The organism is Inquilinus limosus MP06 (genome assembly GCF_000767795.1).
Taxonomy (GTDB): Bacteria; Pseudomonadota; Alphaproteobacteria; order DSM-16000; family Inquilinaceae; genus Inquilinus; species Inquilinus limosus_E.
The window spans coordinates 1-15,080 of sequence record NZ_JANX01000005.1; the positions used below are offsets into that span (position 1 = coordinate 1).

General features: G+C 68.0%; 15 protein-coding genes and 1 pseudogene. 12 read left to right on the top strand and 4 right to left on the bottom strand.

Annotated features, from left to right (window positions below):
• Together P409_RS41470 and P409_RS40225 are read left to right on the top strand one after the other, a co-directional pair.
• Positions 1-309, top strand: a pseudogene (locus P409_RS41470) (EamA family transporter); the annotation flags it as partial.
• A gap of 34 nt (positions 310-343) precedes the next feature.
• Entirely contained in the window at positions 344-850 is a 507-nt protein-coding gene (locus P409_RS40225; protein ID WP_052119891.1) for an EamA family transporter, read from the top strand.
• Between the two features lie 7 nt (positions 851-857).
• On the opposite strand, the gene P409_RS01435 is transcribed toward P409_RS40225, so the two are convergent.
• Positions 858-1,040, bottom strand: a complete 183-nt coding sequence (locus tag P409_RS01435) for a hypothetical protein (protein WP_034831068.1) — start codon at positions 1,038-1,040, stop codon at positions 858-860.
• A 149-nt stretch (positions 1,041-1,189) separates the two neighbouring features.
• Positions 1,190-1,567, bottom strand: a complete 378-nt coding sequence (locus tag P409_RS39945) for a hypothetical protein (RefSeq protein WP_052119892.1) — start codon at positions 1,565-1,567, stop codon at positions 1,190-1,192.
• A 424-nt stretch (positions 1,568-1,991) separates the two neighbouring features.
• On the opposite strand from P409_RS39945, the gene P409_RS01445 reads away from it, so the two are divergent.
• On the top strand, positions 1,992-2,987 hold the full coding sequence (locus P409_RS01445) for an alpha/beta hydrolase family protein (RefSeq protein WP_034831069.1): 996 nt from the start codon (positions 1,992-1,994) through the stop codon (positions 2,985-2,987).
• 24 nt (positions 2,988-3,011) lie between these two features.
• Here the strand turns inward: P409_RS01445 and P409_RS01450 are convergent, their stop codons facing one another.
• Entirely contained in the window at positions 3,012-3,854 is an 843-nt protein-coding gene (locus tag P409_RS01450; protein ID WP_034831070.1) for a fumarylacetoacetate hydrolase family protein, read from the bottom strand.
• Positions 3,855-3,902: 48 nt separating this feature from the next.
• Entirely contained in the window at positions 3,903-4,646 is a 744-nt protein-coding gene (locus P409_RS01455) for an SDR family oxidoreductase (protein WP_034831072.1), read from the bottom strand.
• Between the two features lie 143 nt (positions 4,647-4,789).
• Here P409_RS01455 and P409_RS01460 point away from each other — a divergent pair, with 143 nt between their 5' ends.
• The 9 genes from P409_RS01460 to P409_RS01500 all read left to right on the top strand — a co-directional run bounded on the left by P409_RS01460 (position 4,790) and on the right by P409_RS01500 (position 15,074).
• Positions 4,790-5,758 (top strand): Gfo/Idh/MocA family protein, encoded by a 969-nt coding sequence (locus tag P409_RS01460; protein ID WP_034831074.1) that lies wholly within the window; start codon positions 4,790-4,792, stop codon positions 5,756-5,758.
• A gap of 88 nt (positions 5,759-5,846) precedes the next feature.
• Positions 5,847-6,785 (top strand): DnaJ C-terminal domain-containing protein, encoded by a 939-nt coding sequence (locus P409_RS01465; RefSeq protein WP_034831076.1) that lies wholly within the window; start codon positions 5,847-5,849, stop codon positions 6,783-6,785.
• A gap of 77 nt (positions 6,786-6,862) precedes the next feature.
• Positions 6,863-7,072 (top strand): hypothetical protein, encoded by a 210-nt coding sequence (locus tag P409_RS01470; protein ID WP_034831077.1) that lies wholly within the window; start codon positions 6,863-6,865, stop codon positions 7,070-7,072.
• 70 nt (positions 7,073-7,142) lie between these two features.
• A complete protein-coding gene (locus P409_RS01475) occupies positions 7,143-8,210 on the top strand; it encodes a COX15/CtaA family protein (protein ID WP_034831078.1) in 1,068 nt (355 codons plus the stop codon).
• 227 nt (positions 8,211-8,437) lie between these two features.
• Positions 8,438-10,036, top strand: coding sequence for a peptide ABC transporter substrate-binding protein (locus P409_RS01480; protein ID WP_052119893.1), 1,599 nt, complete (start codon positions 8,438-8,440; stop codon positions 10,034-10,036).
• A gap of 356 nt (positions 10,037-10,392) precedes the next feature.
• Positions 10,393-11,991 carry a peptide ABC transporter substrate-binding protein gene (locus tag P409_RS01485; RefSeq protein ID WP_052119894.1) on the top strand — a complete coding sequence of 533 codons (1,599 nt, stop codon included), beginning with the start codon at positions 10,393-10,395 and terminating at the stop codon, positions 11,989-11,991.
• Positions 11,992-12,107: 116 nt separating this feature from the next.
• Positions 12,108-13,028 (top strand): oligopeptide ABC transporter permease OppB, encoded by a 921-nt coding sequence (oppB, locus tag P409_RS01490; protein WP_034831080.1) that lies wholly within the window; start codon positions 12,108-12,110, stop codon positions 13,026-13,028.
• Between the two features lie 9 nt (positions 13,029-13,037).
• Positions 13,038-13,952, top strand: a complete 915-nt coding sequence (locus P409_RS01495) for an ABC transporter permease subunit (RefSeq protein ID WP_034831082.1) — start codon at positions 13,038-13,040, stop codon at positions 13,950-13,952.
• 18 nt (positions 13,953-13,970) lie between these two features.
• Entirely contained in the window at positions 13,971-15,074 is a 1,104-nt protein-coding gene (locus P409_RS01500; protein WP_081991110.1) for an ABC transporter ATP-binding protein, read from the top strand.
• Positions 15,075-15,080 lie beyond the last annotated feature (6 nt).

Sequence of the window (15,080 nt, forward strand, 5' to 3'; positions counted from 1 at the left end):
GGCGTCCTCGCCTTCTCCACCCGGCCGGTGCTGATCCGGCTGGGCTATGCCGAGGGCGTCGACGCCGAGACGCTGCTGGCGCTGCGCATGGGCCTGTCGCTGCCCTTCTTCGTGGCGATGTGGGCCTGGGCCCGGCGCCGCGCCGCCGGACCGCTGGCGCCGGGCGACCTGCTGCGCGCCGTGGCGCTCGGCCTGCTCGGCTACTGGATCGCCAGCTATTGCGATTTTCTGGGGCTGCGCACGGTGCCGGCCGGCCTCGGCCGGATCATCCTGTTCCTGTATCCGACCTTCGTGCTGGCGCTGTCGGCGGTGTTTCTTCGGCCGGCGGCCACAGCGGCGGGAGATGCTGTGCCTGCTGGTCGCCTATGCCGGGCTGGCCCTGGTGCTGGACGCCTCGGCCGCCGGCTTCGACACGGCGCGGCTGGGCGGCGCCGGGCTGATCCTGCTCAGCGCCCTGGCCTATGCCGGCTATCTGGTGGGGGGCAGCAGCACGGTGCCGCGGATCGGCAGCACCCGCTTCACCGCCATCGCCATGATGGCGGCCTGCGTCACCTGCATCGCCCAGTTCTTCGTGCTGCGCCCGGCCGACCACCTGCTGGTGTCCGGCAAGGTGCTGGGCATCGCCGCCTGGATCGCGGTGATCGGGACGGTGCTGCCGGTCTGGGCAACCAGCGAGGCGCTGAAGCGGATCGGCGCCACGCGGGCGGCGCTGCTGGGGGCGCTCGGTCCCGTCTCGACCATCCTTCTGGCCTGGGCCGGGATGGACGAGGCGATGACCGGGCTTCAGGTTGTGGGGGCGCTTCTGGTGCTCGGCGGCGTCGGGCTGCTCACCTTGCCGCGCCGCCGCTGAGCGGAGGCTATGACAACGCGGCGACGATCGCCGCGATGATGCCGAGGACGGCCGGGATCGCCACCCAGGCGACCGCGACCTCCGACCAGGACACATAGGCAGACCGGCTCTCCGATTTCGAAAGACACCAGCCGCCGCTCTGCGCCACCGTATCGTCCGGCTCGACGCCGGTCGTTCCGATGAGGCTCATGGTTCCAACTCCGCGCCGCATTCCAGCGCAACGCCCCGGCCGGACATCCGGCCGAGGCGCTCACGGACTATGGCGGAGTTGCTCCTCCGGGGCTGTGACCGCGGGCACAGCCAGGGCGGAAAATCCGGGTGGCGGGCCTGCGCGTCAGCTCAGCGCCAATGGCCCTCGACCCAGACGCCGCGGCTCCAGTAGCCCGGCACCCAGACCCGGGCCGGCGGCGCGGCGTAGACCACGCGCGGCGGCGCCTGGTAGACCACCGGCGGCGGGCCGTAATAGGCCGGCGGGGGCGCGTAATAGACCGGGGGCGGCGGCGCATAATAGACCGGCGGCGGGGCGTAGAGCGGCAGGCCGATGCCGATGCTGACACCGGAATGCCAGCCGCCATGCCATCCTCCTCCCCAGCCCCAGCCTCCGCCGCGCCACCAGGCCTCGGCCGGGGTGGAAACCATCAGCGGCAGCGCCAGGGCGGCGCCGATCGCGGCGAGCACCGCGGTGCGACGCGGATTGACGTGGAACAGCTTCAGCATGGTGACACCATTCGTCTGGACGCGGCACGCCGAAGCGGGCGTGTCTCTTCTCCTACACGAGAGAGATGGTGCGTCGCCGTCGCGGCCGACAGCGAACTTAACCCAAATTAATGCTGACCGACGAAGCCGGCGTTGCCCCGACCCCGAGCACCGATCACGGCTGCATCGGACCGGAAACAGTCCCGAATATCGGCGAAATTTTACCGGGCCCCAGCCCCGGCTCCTGCGCTCGCGGTCCTCGAGGAGCGTGCTGCCTCTTTCGCATCCGTCTGCGGGCACGCGAAATCTCTCGCCCGATCAAGATGTTGCGGGAGCGCGGGTGCCGCACGCCCCCAAGAGACCCCCGGTGGCATGGGGCTTGCTGGCACCGGGCTTGCCGACACGCTGTTCGCGGCCATTCCCTGCCCCCGAGGAGCCGAACGACATGAAATCCATCCTGATGACGCTGGCGATCGCCCTGCCGCTGATGGCAACGAGCGCCGGCGCTGCCGGCCTGCGGATGATCGACATTCCCGCCGATGCGGAGGGCCCGGCGCTGACCGGCGCGGTCTGGTATCCCTGCATCGGGGTGCCGACCGATGTGAAGACCGGGCCGATCACCCTGCCTGCGGTCAAGGACTGCCCGGTCACGGGCGCCGGCATGCCCCTGGTCGTCGTCTCGCACGGCGTCGGCGGCTGGTGGGGCGGCCATCACGATGTCGCCGAGACCTTGGCGGATGCCGGCTTCGTGGTGGCGGCGATCAACCATCCGCTGGACAGCGGCATGGCGCAGCAGACGCGGCGCCCGGGCGACATCGCATCGATGATCGAGCGCCCGGCCGACATCAAGCGGCTGATCGACCATATGCTGGGTCCATGGCCGGATTCCGCCCGGATCGATCCGGAGCGGATCGGCTTTTTCGGCTTCTCGCGCGGCGGCTATACCGGCCTGGTCGCGATCGGCGGCAACCCGGAGTTCCGGCTGCTGCTGGACAACTGCCCGAGCTATCCCGGCAACCGCTGGTGCGAGCAGATCCGCGAAGGCTCGACCCTTGCCCGGCCGCTTGTCCACGACACCCGGATCAGGGCTGCCGTGATCGCCGATCCCGCCCTCGGCGCCCAGTTCACGGCGGCCGGCCTCGCCGCCGTGGCCGTCCCGGTCCAGCTCTGGGCGTCCGAACGGGGCGGTGACGGCGTGCTGCCGCGTGACGCCGCGACCGTGGCGCGGGCCCTGCCGGTGAAGCCCGACTATCGCATTGTCCCCAATTCCGGCCACTTCGCCTTCATGGCCCCATGCAGCCCCGAACTCGCCAGGCTGGTCGCTGACCACGGCGAGCCCGAGATCTGCGCGGACGAGAATGGGTTCGACCGCGTGGCGTTCCATCGGCAGTTCGACGCCGATGTGCTTCAGTTCTTCCAGGCCCGGCTGCCCAAGCCCTGAGCAGCCGGATCCGGTCCGGCCAGATCAGCCCTGGACGGTCTTCTGCGCCTGCTCGCCCAGCTTCTCGATGCCGAGGCGGATGGTCTGGCCGGCCTTCAGATACTTCGGCGGCTTCTGGCCCATGCCGACGCCCGGCGGGGTGCCGGTAGAGATGATGTCGCCGGTGCGCAGGCTCATGAACTGGCTGAGATAGCTGACCAGGAACGGCGTCTTGTAGACCATGGTCTTGGTCGAGCCGTTCTGGTAGCGGTGGCCGTCGACCTCCAGCCACATATGCAGGTTGTCGTAGTCGCCGACCTCGTCCGGCGTCACCAGCCAGGGGCCGGTCGGGCCGAAGGTGTCGCAGCTCTTGCCCTTGGTCCACTGGCCGTGGCGCTCGGTCTGGAAGGCGCGCTCGGACACGTCGTTGATGACGCAGAAGCCGGCGACATGGTCCATCGCCTGGGCCTCGGACACGTATTTCGCCGGCTTGCCGATGACGATGCCGAGCTCGACCTCCCAGTCGGTCTTCTCGCTGCCGCGCGGGATCTCGACATCGTCGTTCGGGCCGACGATGGCGCTGGTGGCCTTCATGAAGATGATCGGCTCCGGCGGCACGGTGGCGCCGGTCTCGGCGGCGTGGTCGGAGTAGTTCAGGCCGATGCAGATGAACTTGCCGGTGCCGGCGACACAGGCGCCGTAGCGCGGGTTGCCGGAGACGACCGGCAGCGTGGCCGGGTCGAGCGCCTTCAGCCGGGCGATGCCGGCCGGGGTCAGCGCCTCGCCGGCGATGTCCGGGACCACGCCCGACAGGTCGCGGATCCGGCCCTCGGCGTCGAGCAGGCCCGGCTTCTCCTGCCCCGCGGGGCCGTAGCGCAGCAGCTTCATCGGTGTTCTCTCCCTGAGACTCGGGTGGTGGGCGGCGGGACGCCGCGATCAGATGGTGATGCCGCCGTCGACGTTGATCGCCTGGCCGGTGAGGTAGGAGGCCTCGTCCGAGGCCAGGTACACGGCCAGCGACGCGATCTCCTCGGCGGTGCCGAGGCGGCCCATCGGCTGCCGGGCGACGAAGGCGGCGCGCGCCTTCTCGACATCGCCCTGCGCCGCCATGCGGTCGTGCAGGCTCGGCGTCTCCACCGTGCCCGGGCAGATGGCGTTGCAGCGGATGCCCTGGCCGACGAAATCGGCGGCGATCGACTTGGTCAGCCCCAAGAGGGCCGCCTTGGTGGCGCCGTAGATGAAGCGGTTCGGCAGGCCCTTGATCGAGGAGCAGACCGAGGCAACGCTGACGATCGACCCGCCGCCGGCCGCGATCATCGCCGGCAGGAAGGCCCGGCACATGTGGTAGGCCGAGCGGACATTGAGGTCGAAGGAGAAGTCGTAGTCCTTCTCCTCGCAGTCGAGGATGGTGCCGGCATGGACGAAGCCGGCGCAGTTGAACAGCACGTCGACGGCGCCGCGCTCGGCCGCATAGGCCTTGATCGCGCCGTGGTCGAGGACGTCGAGCCGGGCGACATTGATGCCCGGCGCCTCGGCCGCCAGCGACTGCAGCGCCGTCTCGTTGATGTCGGTGGCGTAGACCGTCGCCCCTTCGCGGGCGAAGGCCAGCGCCGCCGCCCGGCCGATCCCCTGCCCCGTCGCGGTCAGCACCGCCGTCTTGCCCGCCAGCCTGCCAGCCATCTCGCCCGCCCGGTTGTTAAGTCGGACGTATTCCTCGCCCCGGAGGGCGCGCCCGTCAAGCCGGAAGCGTATCACCGCTGGTCAAAGCGTGGGCAAGGGCGTTAGGAAGGGGAAAGAGTGTTGCTGACGAGCGTGGAGACGTCATGAAGCGGACCCGGACCGCGGTGATCGGGGCGGGCTATTTCGGCAGCCTGCACGCCGCCAAGCATGCCGAGCTGCCCGAGGCCGAGCTGGTGGCGGTCTGCGACACCGATCCGGGCCGGGCCGAGGCGCTGGCGACCAAGCTCGGCACCCGGGCGGTGACCAGCCTGTCGGAGCTGATCGGCAAGGTCGACGCGGTCAGCATCGCGACGCCGACCAACGCCCATTTCGACACCGCTCGCACCTGCCTGGAGAACGGGATCCATGTGCTGATCGAGAAGCCGATCAGCAACACGCTGGAGGAGGCCGACGCGCTGAGCCGCCTGGCCGCCGACCGCAAGCTGGTGCTGCAGGTCGGCCATCTCGAGCGCTTCAACCCGGTGGTGCAGGGCCTGACCAAGATCCTGGACCGGCCGCGCTACATCGAATGCCAGCGCATCTCCGCCTTCAAGCCGCGCGGCACCGACGTCAATGTCGTGCTGGACATGATGATCCACGACATCGACCTGGTGCTGAAGATCGTGGGGTCGCCGGTGGAGCGGATCGACGCCGTCGGCGCGCCGGTGCTGAGCGAAGCGGACGACATCGTCAACGCCCGGCTGCAATTCGCCAATGGCTGCACTGCGGCGGTGACGGCCAGCCGGGTCAGCTGGAAGCGCCACCGCACCATGCGGATCTTCCAGCAGGACGGCTACATCATGGTCGACCTGAGCGAGGCCAAGCTGACCTTCATCCGCAAGATCCGCGGCCGCGACGGCCAGCCGGAGCTGTATCAGGAAGAGCAGCAGTTCGAGAACGGCGACCCGCTGAAGCTGGAGATCCAGAGCTTCCTCGACAGCGTCGGCAACGGCCGCCCACCGGCGGTCAGCGGGCCGGAGGGCCGGGCGGCGCTGGCGGCGGCGCTGGACATCACCCATCAGCTGGCCGACTGGCGCCGGCGCTTCCAGGACGACGACGCAACCGGAAATTGAGGGTTGCGGAAGGGGAGAGGAGCGTTGAAACCGGGTCGATGCGACATCAAGTATTCGGATCAACGACTTACCCCCAGAGATCCGAGCCATGGATGACCCGTATGCCGTGCTGGGCGTGCCCCGCACCGCCAGCGAGGACGAGATCCGGCGGGCCTATCGCAAGCTCGCCAAGAAGCACCACCCCGACCTGAACCAGGGCGATGCCCGCGCCGAGGAGCGGTTCAAGGCGGTGTCGGGCGCCTATGACCTGCTGGGCGACGCCGAGAAGCGCCGCCGCTTCGACGCCGGCGAGATCGATGCCACCGGCGCCGAGCGCGCCTATACCCGCCGCCCCGGCGGCTGGCCCGGTGCCGGGGCCGGTGGCCGCGCCGGCGATACCCGATATCAGCGCGCCGACAGCTACGACGCCTTCGCCGATGCCGGCGACATCGACGACATCCTGCGCGGCATGTTCGGTCAGGGCGGCACCCGGGCCGGCGGCCGGGGCGGCGGCAAAGGCCGCGACATCAGCTACACCCTTCGGGCGGATTTCCGCCTGGCGACCGAGGGCGGCGAGACCACGGTGACGCTGGCCGACGGCCGGTCGCTCAAGGTCACCCTGCCGGTCGGGCTGACCGACGGCCAGACCATCCGCCTGCGCGGCCAGGGCGAGAAGGGCGGCCGCGGCGTGCCCGGCGACGCGCTGATCGAGGTCCGCATCATCCCCGACCCGGTGCTGGAGCGCGACGGCAGCAACATCCGCATGACCCTGCCGGTGTCGCTGCAGGAGGCGGTGCTGGGCGGCCGGGTCGAAGTGCCGACGCTGGTCGGCCCGGTGATGCTGACCATCCCCAAGGGTGCGAACAGCGGCACGGTGCTGCGGCTGAAGGGCAAGGGCGTGCGCAGCCCCACCGGCGATGCCCGCGGCGACCAGTATGTGAAGCTGGCCGTCACCCTGCCCGACCCGGCCGATCCGGAGCTGGCGCGCTTCGTCGAGGAATGGGGCGCCCGTCATCCCTATGACCCGCGCAAGGGCAAGGTGCGGTAGGGCCTGAGACCCCGTGCCGTGGACAGCGGGGGCGGTCGTTGCCATATTGGACACATGGCCGTTGCCAGAGTGGTCCCATGACGGACGCCCCCGAGAGCCTGACCCTTCGCTATCTCCGCCAGATCGATCAGAAGGTCGACCGGCTGGCTGAGGACGTGCACGACATCGAGGTCCGGATGACCTCGGTGGAGGAGAATCTGGCAGGCGTCCAGCGTCGCATCGACCGCGTCGAGGCCCGCCTGGACCGGATCGAGCGGCGTCTGGATCTGGCAGACGCCAGCGCCTGAGGCGCAGCGTCGGTCCCTGCGACAAAAGCTGGTTTGACGCCGCCGCGGGCCGGCGCGATAAGCCCAGTCCATGCAATCGACCCCAGCCGCCGCGGCCCTGCGCCCGCCCGCCGCCGCACCGGCCATGCGCCCCGTCGCCGCCTGGCTGTTCCTCAGCGCCGCCATGGTCTTCGCCGCGGCGGTGATCGGCGCCATCACCCGGCTGACCGAGAGCGGCCTGTCGATCGTCGAATGGGCGCCGATCACCGGCACGCTGCCGCCTCTGTCCGACCAGGCCTGGGCCGACGCCTTCGCCGCCTACAAGGCGACGCCGCAATACCGCTACATGAATGCCGGCATGTCGCTGGAGGCGTTCCAGCACATCTTCTTCTGGGAATGGCTGCACCGGTTCTGGGACCGGCTGACCGGCCTGGTCTTCGCCGTGGGCCTGGCCTGGTTCGCCTGGCGCCGGGCACTGGGCTGGCCGCTCGGGCTGCGCCTGCTGGGCCTGCTGGTGCTGGGCGGGGCGCAGGGCGTGCTGGGCTGGGTGATGGTGGCCAGCGGCCTGAACGAACGGCCGTCGGTCAGCCACTATCTGCTGGCCGCGCATCTCGGCCTGGCCGTGCTGCTCTATGCGCTGATCCTGTGGGCCGCCTACGGGCTGACGCTGCAGCGGCGCGGCGACTTCGCCGGGGCGCCGGCGCTGCGCCGCCACGCCTCGATCGCCATCGCCTGCGTCGCCGTCACCATGTGCTGGGGCGCGTTCGTCGCCGGGCTGGATGCGGGCCAGGTCTACAACACCTTCCCGCTGATGGACGGGCGGCTGCTGCCGCCGGAATCCTTCAGCATCATCCCGGCCTGGCTGAACTGGTTCGACAACACCGCCCTGGTGCAGTTCACCCATCGCTGGCTGGCGATCGGCACCGCCCTGGTGGTGCTGGCCCTGGCCTTCCGCTGCAGCCGCACGCCGGTGGTGGGCTGGGGCCATCTGGTCGGGCTGATGGTGGTGGTGCAGCTCTGCCTCGGCATCTCCACCCTGCTGACCAAGGTTCCGGTCTGGCTGGGGGCGATGCACCAGGCCGGGGCGCTGCTGCTGCTGGCGCTGCTGCTGGCGCTGCGCTTCGTCAGCCGGCCGATCCCGGCATCACAGCCCAGATGACGGCAAGACGTTATCAAGAACAAAATCCGTACAGACTTGATGCTCTCGTGCCGCGACTTGTCCGACATTCAGTTTTCGCCCGTCAGAGTTGCGGCGAACCGTGAAATCGATTGCCCAGCTATGGTCGAAGCGATACCGTCCCAGCCATCACGCTCATCGGCGGCACGCCGATGACGAGCGCGCCCGTGCATAGGGCGCTCGCCGTCATGGCAGCAGGGGGCAGGCACATGCACAGTTTCAGCAGGATCCTGGCGCGCGGGCTTCTGGCCGCCGCTCTTCTGGCCGGCGTGTCCGGCGTGGCCGCGGCCGAGATGGTGCTCAACCGCGGCAACGGCGCCGAGCCGGCGACCCTCGATCCCCACAAGATCGAAGGGAACACGGAAGCCAATATCGCGACCGACCTGTTCGAAGGCCTGATGACCTACGGCCCCAAGGGCGATCCGGTGCCGGGCGCGGCCGAGAGCGTCACCCCGTCGGATGACGGCCTGACCTACACCTTCAAGCTGCGGGCCGACGAGAAATGGTCCGACGGCACGCCGGTGACCGCGGCGGACTTCGTCTTCTCCTGGCAGCGGCTGGTCGATCCCAAGACCGGCTCGGCCTACGCCTATTATCTCGACCCGGTGGTCAACGCCCGGGAGATCCGGGAGGGCCAGAAGCCGCTCGACGCCCTCGGCGTCAGGGCGGTCGACGACCGCACCTTCGAGGTGAAGCTGACGGCGCCGACGCCGTACTTCGTCTCGTCGCTGGTGCACCAGTCGACCTATGCCGTCAGCAAGGCCAATGTCGAGAAGTTCGGCGGCGACTTCATCAAGCCGGGCAACCTGGTCTCGAACGGCGCCTACACGCTGGCCGAGGCGGTGCCGCAGGGCTACATCAAGCTGGTCCGGAACCCGCAGTTCCACGACGCCGCGAACGTCGCGATCGACACCGTCATGTACTTCCCGACCGAGGATGGCGGCTCGGAGCTGCAGCGATTCCGGGCGGGCGAGCTCGACATCACCTTCGACCTGCCGAGCGAGCAGATCCCCAGCCTGAAGAAGGATATCCCCGAGCAGCTGCACGTCGTCCCGTTCCTGGCGACCTATTTCTACGCCTTCAACATGACGCGCGAGCCGTGGAAGAGCAGCCCGGAGTTGCGCCAGGCCCTGTCGCTGGCGGTCGACCGCGATGTGCTGATCAAGAACATCACCCAGGCCGACCAGGTCCCGGCCTACAGCTTCGTGCCGCCCGGCACCGACAACTTCCCGGCCTGGACGCCGGAGGCGGCGGGCATGACCCAGGCCCAGCGCGACGCTAGGGCCAAGGAGCTGTACGCCAAGGCCGGCTACGGCCCGGACAAGCCGCTGAAGCTGACCATCACCTACAACACCAGCGAGAACCACAAGCGGCTGGCGGTCGCCATCGCCGCGATGTGGAAGCGGACGCTGGGCGTGGACGTGACCCTCAACAACGAGGAATGGGCCACGTTCCAGAGCACCCGCAACAAGAAGGAGTTCCCGGACGTCGCCCGGCACGGCTGGTTCGGCGACTACAACGACGCCTACACCTTCCTGCAGCTCGAGCTCAGCGACGTCGGCGACCAGAGCACCTCGGGCTACGCCAACCCGAAATTCGACGCGCTGATGGCCCAGGCGACCAAGGAAACCGACCCGAAGCAGCGCGGCGCGCTGCTGCAGGAGGCGGAGAAGATCATGATCGCCGACATGCCGGTGCTGCCGCTGTATTTCTACACCACCAAGCATGCCGTCTCGCCGGCCGTGAAAGGCTGGACGGACAATGTGCAGGATTTCCATCTGTCGCGCTGGCTTTCCGTCGCGCGGTAAGGTCCGACAAATCAATGAATACAGATCTTCCTCTGCTTCGGAACGGCGGCCTGGCACCGCCGGCCCGTTTCGTAACCCGGCCGGTTTCGGAATCGCGGCTGAGATGAGGCCAAGAAGAAAGTAAAGAACAAGCGCAAAGCCGATTCGACACTTTCCTTTTTGCGACTTTTGCAAGGCATGAAACCCGCACCGGAATCATAGCAGACCCGCGAATTCGATTGCTCAAATGCGGTCGAAACGATACCGTCCACGCCATCACTCCTCGCTGGTGGGAGACGGACGAGAGCGCGTCCGAGCGGGAGCGCTTTGCAAACAAAACCAGTGACCGGGAAACCGGAAACAGTAGGGGCGAACACATGCACAGCTTCACCAAGATCCTGGGGCGCGGGCTGCTCGCCGCCGCCCTGCTGGGCGGCGTATCGAGCGCGGCCCTCGCCGAGACCGTGTTCAATCGCGGCAACGGCGCCGAGCCGGAGACCCTGGACGTCCACAAGTCGACGGGCGTTCCGGAATCCTTCATCCAGATGGACCTGTTCGAGGGCCTGCTGACCTCGGACGCCAAGGGCAAGCCGGTTCCCGGCGCGGCGGAAAGCTGGACCGTCTCGGATGATGGCCTGACCTACACCTTCAAGATCCGCCAGAACGCCAAGTGGTCGGACGGGTCGCCGCTGACCGCCGCGGATTTCGTGTTCTCCTGGCAGCGCCTGGTCGATCCCAAGACCGCCAGCGACTACGCCTATTTCCTGGACCAGGTGGTCAACGCCAAGGACATCCGCCAGGACAAGAAGCCGCTGACCGATCTCGGGGTCAAGGCGGTCGACGATCACACCTTCGAGGTGAAGCTGGTCGCCCCCACCCCGTACTTCCTGTCGATGCTGGTGCACCACTCGACCTATCCGATCAGCAAGGCCAATTACGAGAAGTTCGGCGACGACTTCGTCAAGCCGGGCAACATGGTCTCGAACGGCGCCTTCATGCTGGCGGAGGCGGTGCCGCAGTCGCATGTGAAGGTGGTCAAGAACCCGAACTTCTACGACGCGGCGAACGTCAAGATCGACACGGTGATGTTCTACGCCACCGAGGATCAGAACGCGGAGCTGCAGCGCTTCAAGGCCGGCGAGCTGGACGCGACCTATGAGATCCCGCCGCAGCAGATCAAGGAGCTGCAGTCGTCCGACGCCTCCGAGACCCGGCTGGCGCCCTATTTCGGCACCCATTTCTACGCCTACAACCTGACGCATGAGCCGTGGAAGAGCACGCCGGAGCTGCGCCAGGCCCTGTCGCTGGCGATCGACCGCGACGTCGTCACCGGCAAGATCATGAATGCCGGCGAGATCCCGGCCTACACCTTCGTGCCGCCGGGGACCGACAACTTCAACGGCTGGAAGCCCGACTACGCCGACCTGAGCCAAGCGGAGCGTGACGCCAAGGCGAAGGAGCTTCTCGCCAAGGCCGGCTACGGCCCGGACAAGCCGCTGGACGTCGAGATCATCTACAACACCAGCCAGCTTCACAAGAACGTGGCCGTGGCGATCGCCGCGATGTGGAAGCAGAAGCTGGGCGTCAACGCCGCCCTGACCAACATGGAGTGGAAGACGTTCCTCGACACGCGCGACAAGAAGCAGTTCAAGGACATCACCCGCCACGGCTGGATCGGCGACTACAACGACGCCAACAACTTCCTCGAGCTGGAGCGCTGCGACATCGGCGAGCAGAGCACGTCCGCCTACTGCAACCCGAAGTTCGACGAGCTGATGGACAAGGCCGCGCGTGAGTCCGACCTGACCAAGCGCGCCCAGATCCTGCAGGAGGCCGAGAAGGTGATGATCGCCGATGCGCCGATCATTCCCTTCGCCTTCTATGCCAGCAAGCACATGGTCTCGAGCCATGTGAAGGGCTGGGAGGACAACGTCCAGGATTATCACCTGAGCCGTTGGGTCACCGTCGAGCGCTAAGAGAACCCTGACCATGACGATGCTCGCCACTCTGCCTCCGGCCGGGTGGCGGGCATCGCCTTTTCAGCGCCCGGCGCATCCATCCGCCCCGCCGCGCGGGCGCAAGGACCCCTGACATGCTGAGCTACACCGTCCGCCGCATCCTCGGCGCCATCCCCACCCTCCTCATCATCATCGCCGTCGCCTTCTTCATGATCCGGCTGGCGCCCGGCGGCCCGTTCGATGGGGAGAAGCCGTTGCCGATCGAGATCAAGCGCAACCTGGAGAAGGCCTATCACCTGGACGAACCGCTCTACATGCAGTTCGGCCGGTACATGGCGAACATCCTGCAAGGCGATTTCGGTCCCTCCTTCAAGTACAAGGACTATTCGGTCAACGAGCTGATCAGCGAGGGCTTCCCCTATTCGCTGCAGATCGGCCTGATCGCGATCCTGGTCGCGGCCGTGGGCGGCATCTTCTTCGGGACGATGGCGGCGCTCAGGCAGAACTCGATGGGCGATTACGGGGCCATGACCCTGGCGATGATCGGGATCACCATCCCGAACTTCGTCGTGGCGCCGCTGCTGATCCTGCTCTTCGGCGTGATGTGGCGGCTCCTGCCCGCCGGCGGCATCACCGCCGGATGGACCTCCTTCATCCTGCCGATCGTCGCGCTGGCCTTGCCGCCGACCGCCTATATCGCCCGCCTGACCCGCGCCAGCATGATCGAGGTGCTGCGGTCGAACTTCGTGCGCACCGCCCGGGCCAAGGGCCTGCCGGAGCGGGTGACGATCATGCGCCACACGCTGAAGGCCGGGCTGCTGCCGGTGGTGTCCTATCTCGGCCCCGCCACCGCCGGCATCATCACCGGCTCGGTGGTGATCGAGCAGATCTTCAGCATCCCGGGGATCGGCCGCTACTTCGTCCAGGCGGCGCTGAACCGCGACTACACGCTGGTGATGGGCGTGGTGATCTTCTTCGCCGCCCTGATCATCCTGTTCAACCTGCTGGTCGACCTGCTGTACGGCGCGCTCGACCCGCGCGTGCGTTATGATTGAGGTCCGGCCATGACCGACGCCACGATCGGGACCATCCCTCCCCAGCCCAAGCAGATCAAGGGGCGCAGCCTCTGGCAGGACGCCTGGCGCCGCCTGCGCGGCAACAAGGCCGCCGTGGTCAGCCTGTTCGTCCTGGCGCTGATCGGCGTCGTCTGCGTCGCCGGGCCGCATTTCCTGCCCTGGGGGCTGGACGATGTCGACTATACCTCGTTCCAGGCCGCGCCGACCTTCGCAGCCGCGGATGACGGCACCGCGGCCCATTACTTCGGCACGGAATCGAACGGCCGCGACCTGCTGGTCCGCACCCTCTATGGCGGCCAGATCTCGCTGCTGGTCGGCATCGTCAGCACCCTGGTCAGCCTGATCATCGGCGTCACCTACGGCGCCACCGCAGGCTTCCTGGGCGGCCGGGTCGACAACCTGATGATGCGCGTCGTCGACGTGCTCTACTCGCTGCCGTTCATGTTCTTCGTCATCCTGCTGATGGTGTTCTTCGGCCGGAACATCGTGCTGATCTTCGTTGCCATTGGCGCGGTGGAATGGCTGGACATGGCCCGCATCGTCCGGGGCCAGACCCTGTCGATCAAGCGCAAGGAGTACATCGAGGCGGCCCATGCCTGCGGCGTCTCGACCTGGCGGATCATCCGCAAGCACGTCATCCCGAACACGCTCGGGCCCGTCATCGTCTACATGACGCTGACCGTGCCGAAGGTGATCCTGCTGGAAAGCTTCCTGTCCTTCCTCGGCCTCGGCGTGCAGGAGCCGATGACCAGCTGGGGCGTGCTGATCTCCGACGGTGCCCGCAACCTGAACATCGCCTGGTGGATGCTGGTGTTCCCGGCCGTGTTCCTGGCCGTCACCCTGTTCTGCCTCAACTTCATCGGGGACGGGCTGCGCGACGCCCTCGACCCGCGCGATCGCTGAGCCCCAGGCCAATAGACAATGACCGCAACCCTCGTGACCTCCCCCACTCCGATGACCGGCACCGTGGCCAGCCCGGCCGTTCAGACCGAAACCATCCTGGCGATCCGCAACCTGGTCACCCGGTTCAAGACCGGCGACGGCGTGGTCGCCGCGGTGAACGGCATCTCGCTCGACATCGCCTCCGGCGAGACGCTCGGCGTCGTCGGCGAGAGCGGCTCGGGCAAGAGCCAGCTGTTCATGTCGGTGATGGGCCTGCTGGCCTCGAACGGTTACGCCACAGGCAGCGTCCGATATCGCGGGCAGGAGATCCTGGGCCTGCCGCCGGCGAAGCTGAACCGCTTCCGCGGCTCGAAGATGTCGATGATCTTCCAGGATCCGATGACGTCGCTGAACCCCTACCTGACCATCGCCCGGCAGATGACCGAGGTGCTGGTGCAGCACAAGGGGATGAGCCAGGGCCAGGCGCTGAAGCGGTCGATCGAGATGCTGGACCTGGTCCGCATCCCGGAGGCGAAGCGGCGCATCGGCATGTATCCGCACGAATTCTCGGGCGGCATGCGCCAGCGCGTGATGATCGCCATGGCGCTGTTGTGCCAGCCGGACCTGCTGATCGCGGACGAGCCGACCACGGCGCTCGACGTCACCGTCCAGGCCCAGATCCTGGACCTGATGCGCGACCTGAAGCGCGAGTTCAACACCTCGATCGTGCTGATCACCCACGACCTCGGCGTCATCGCCGGCCTGGCCGACCGGGTGATGGTGATGTATGCCGGCAACGTCATCGAGACCGGATCGGTGCGGGACATCTTCTACAGCCCGCAGCACCCCTACACCGAGGGACTGCTGCAGAGCATGCCGCGGCTGAACTCCGACCGGCATGCCGAGCTGCCCTCGATCGGCGGCCAGCCGCCGAACCTGCAGGACCTGCCGCCGGGCTGCAACTTCCAGCCGCGCTGCCGCTACGCCCATGCCCGCTGCCTGGCCGAGGAGCCGGCGCTGCGCCCCTGCGGCGACGGCGAGGCCGGGATGCGGGCCAAGGCCTGCCACCTGACCCAGCTGCCCCTAACCGAGGCCGACCGCGCCGTCATCGACGCCGATCGCGCCGCCCGGACCCGTCATTGAGGCCCG

Excerpts from the sequence above, each read along its gene's own strand:
- oppB (WP_034831080.1), top strand. The coding sequence starts at position 12,108 with ATGCTGAGCTACACCGTCCGCCGCATCCTCGGCGCCATCCCCACCCTC.
- P409_RS01455 (WP_034831072.1), bottom strand. The coding sequence starts at position 4,646 with ATGGCTGGCAGGCTGGCGGGCAAGACGGCGGTGCTGACCGCGACGGGG.
- P409_RS01460 (WP_034831074.1), top strand. The coding sequence starts at position 4,790 with ATGAAGCGGACCCGGACCGCGGTGATCGGGGCGGGCTATTTCGGCAGC.
- P409_RS39945 (WP_052119892.1), bottom strand. The coding sequence starts at position 1,567 with ATGCTGAAGCTGTTCCACGTCAATCCGCGTCGCACCGCGGTGCTCGCC.
- P409_RS01495 (WP_034831082.1), top strand. The coding sequence starts at position 13,038 with ATGACCGACGCCACGATCGGGACCATCCCTCCCCAGCCCAAGCAGATC.
- P409_RS01475 (WP_034831078.1), top strand. The coding sequence starts at position 7,143 with ATGCAATCGACCCCAGCCGCCGCGGCCCTGCGCCCGCCCGCCGCCGCA.
- P409_RS01480 (WP_052119893.1), top strand. The coding sequence starts at position 8,438 with ATGCACAGTTTCAGCAGGATCCTGGCGCGCGGGCTTCTGGCCGCCGCT.
- P409_RS40225 (WP_052119891.1), top strand. The coding sequence starts at position 344 with ATGCTGTGCCTGCTGGTCGCCTATGCCGGGCTGGCCCTGGTGCTGGAC.
- P409_RS01485 (WP_052119894.1), top strand. The coding sequence starts at position 10,393 with ATGCACAGCTTCACCAAGATCCTGGGGCGCGGGCTGCTCGCCGCCGCC.
- P409_RS01435 (WP_034831068.1), bottom strand. The coding sequence starts at position 1,040 with ATGAGCCTCATCGGAACGACCGGCGTCGAGCCGGACGATACGGTGGCG.
- P409_RS01470 (WP_034831077.1), top strand. The coding sequence starts at position 6,863 with ATGACGGACGCCCCCGAGAGCCTGACCCTTCGCTATCTCCGCCAGATC.
- P409_RS01500 (WP_081991110.1), top strand. The coding sequence starts at position 13,971 with ATGACCGCAACCCTCGTGACCTCCCCCACTCCGATGACCGGCACCGTG.
- P409_RS01465 (WP_034831076.1), top strand. The coding sequence starts at position 5,847 with ATGGATGACCCGTATGCCGTGCTGGGCGTGCCCCGCACCGCCAGCGAG.
- P409_RS01445 (WP_034831069.1), top strand. The coding sequence starts at position 1,992 with ATGAAATCCATCCTGATGACGCTGGCGATCGCCCTGCCGCTGATGGCA.
- P409_RS01450 (WP_034831070.1), bottom strand. The coding sequence starts at position 3,854 with ATGAAGCTGCTGCGCTACGGCCCCGCGGGGCAGGAGAAGCCGGGCCTG.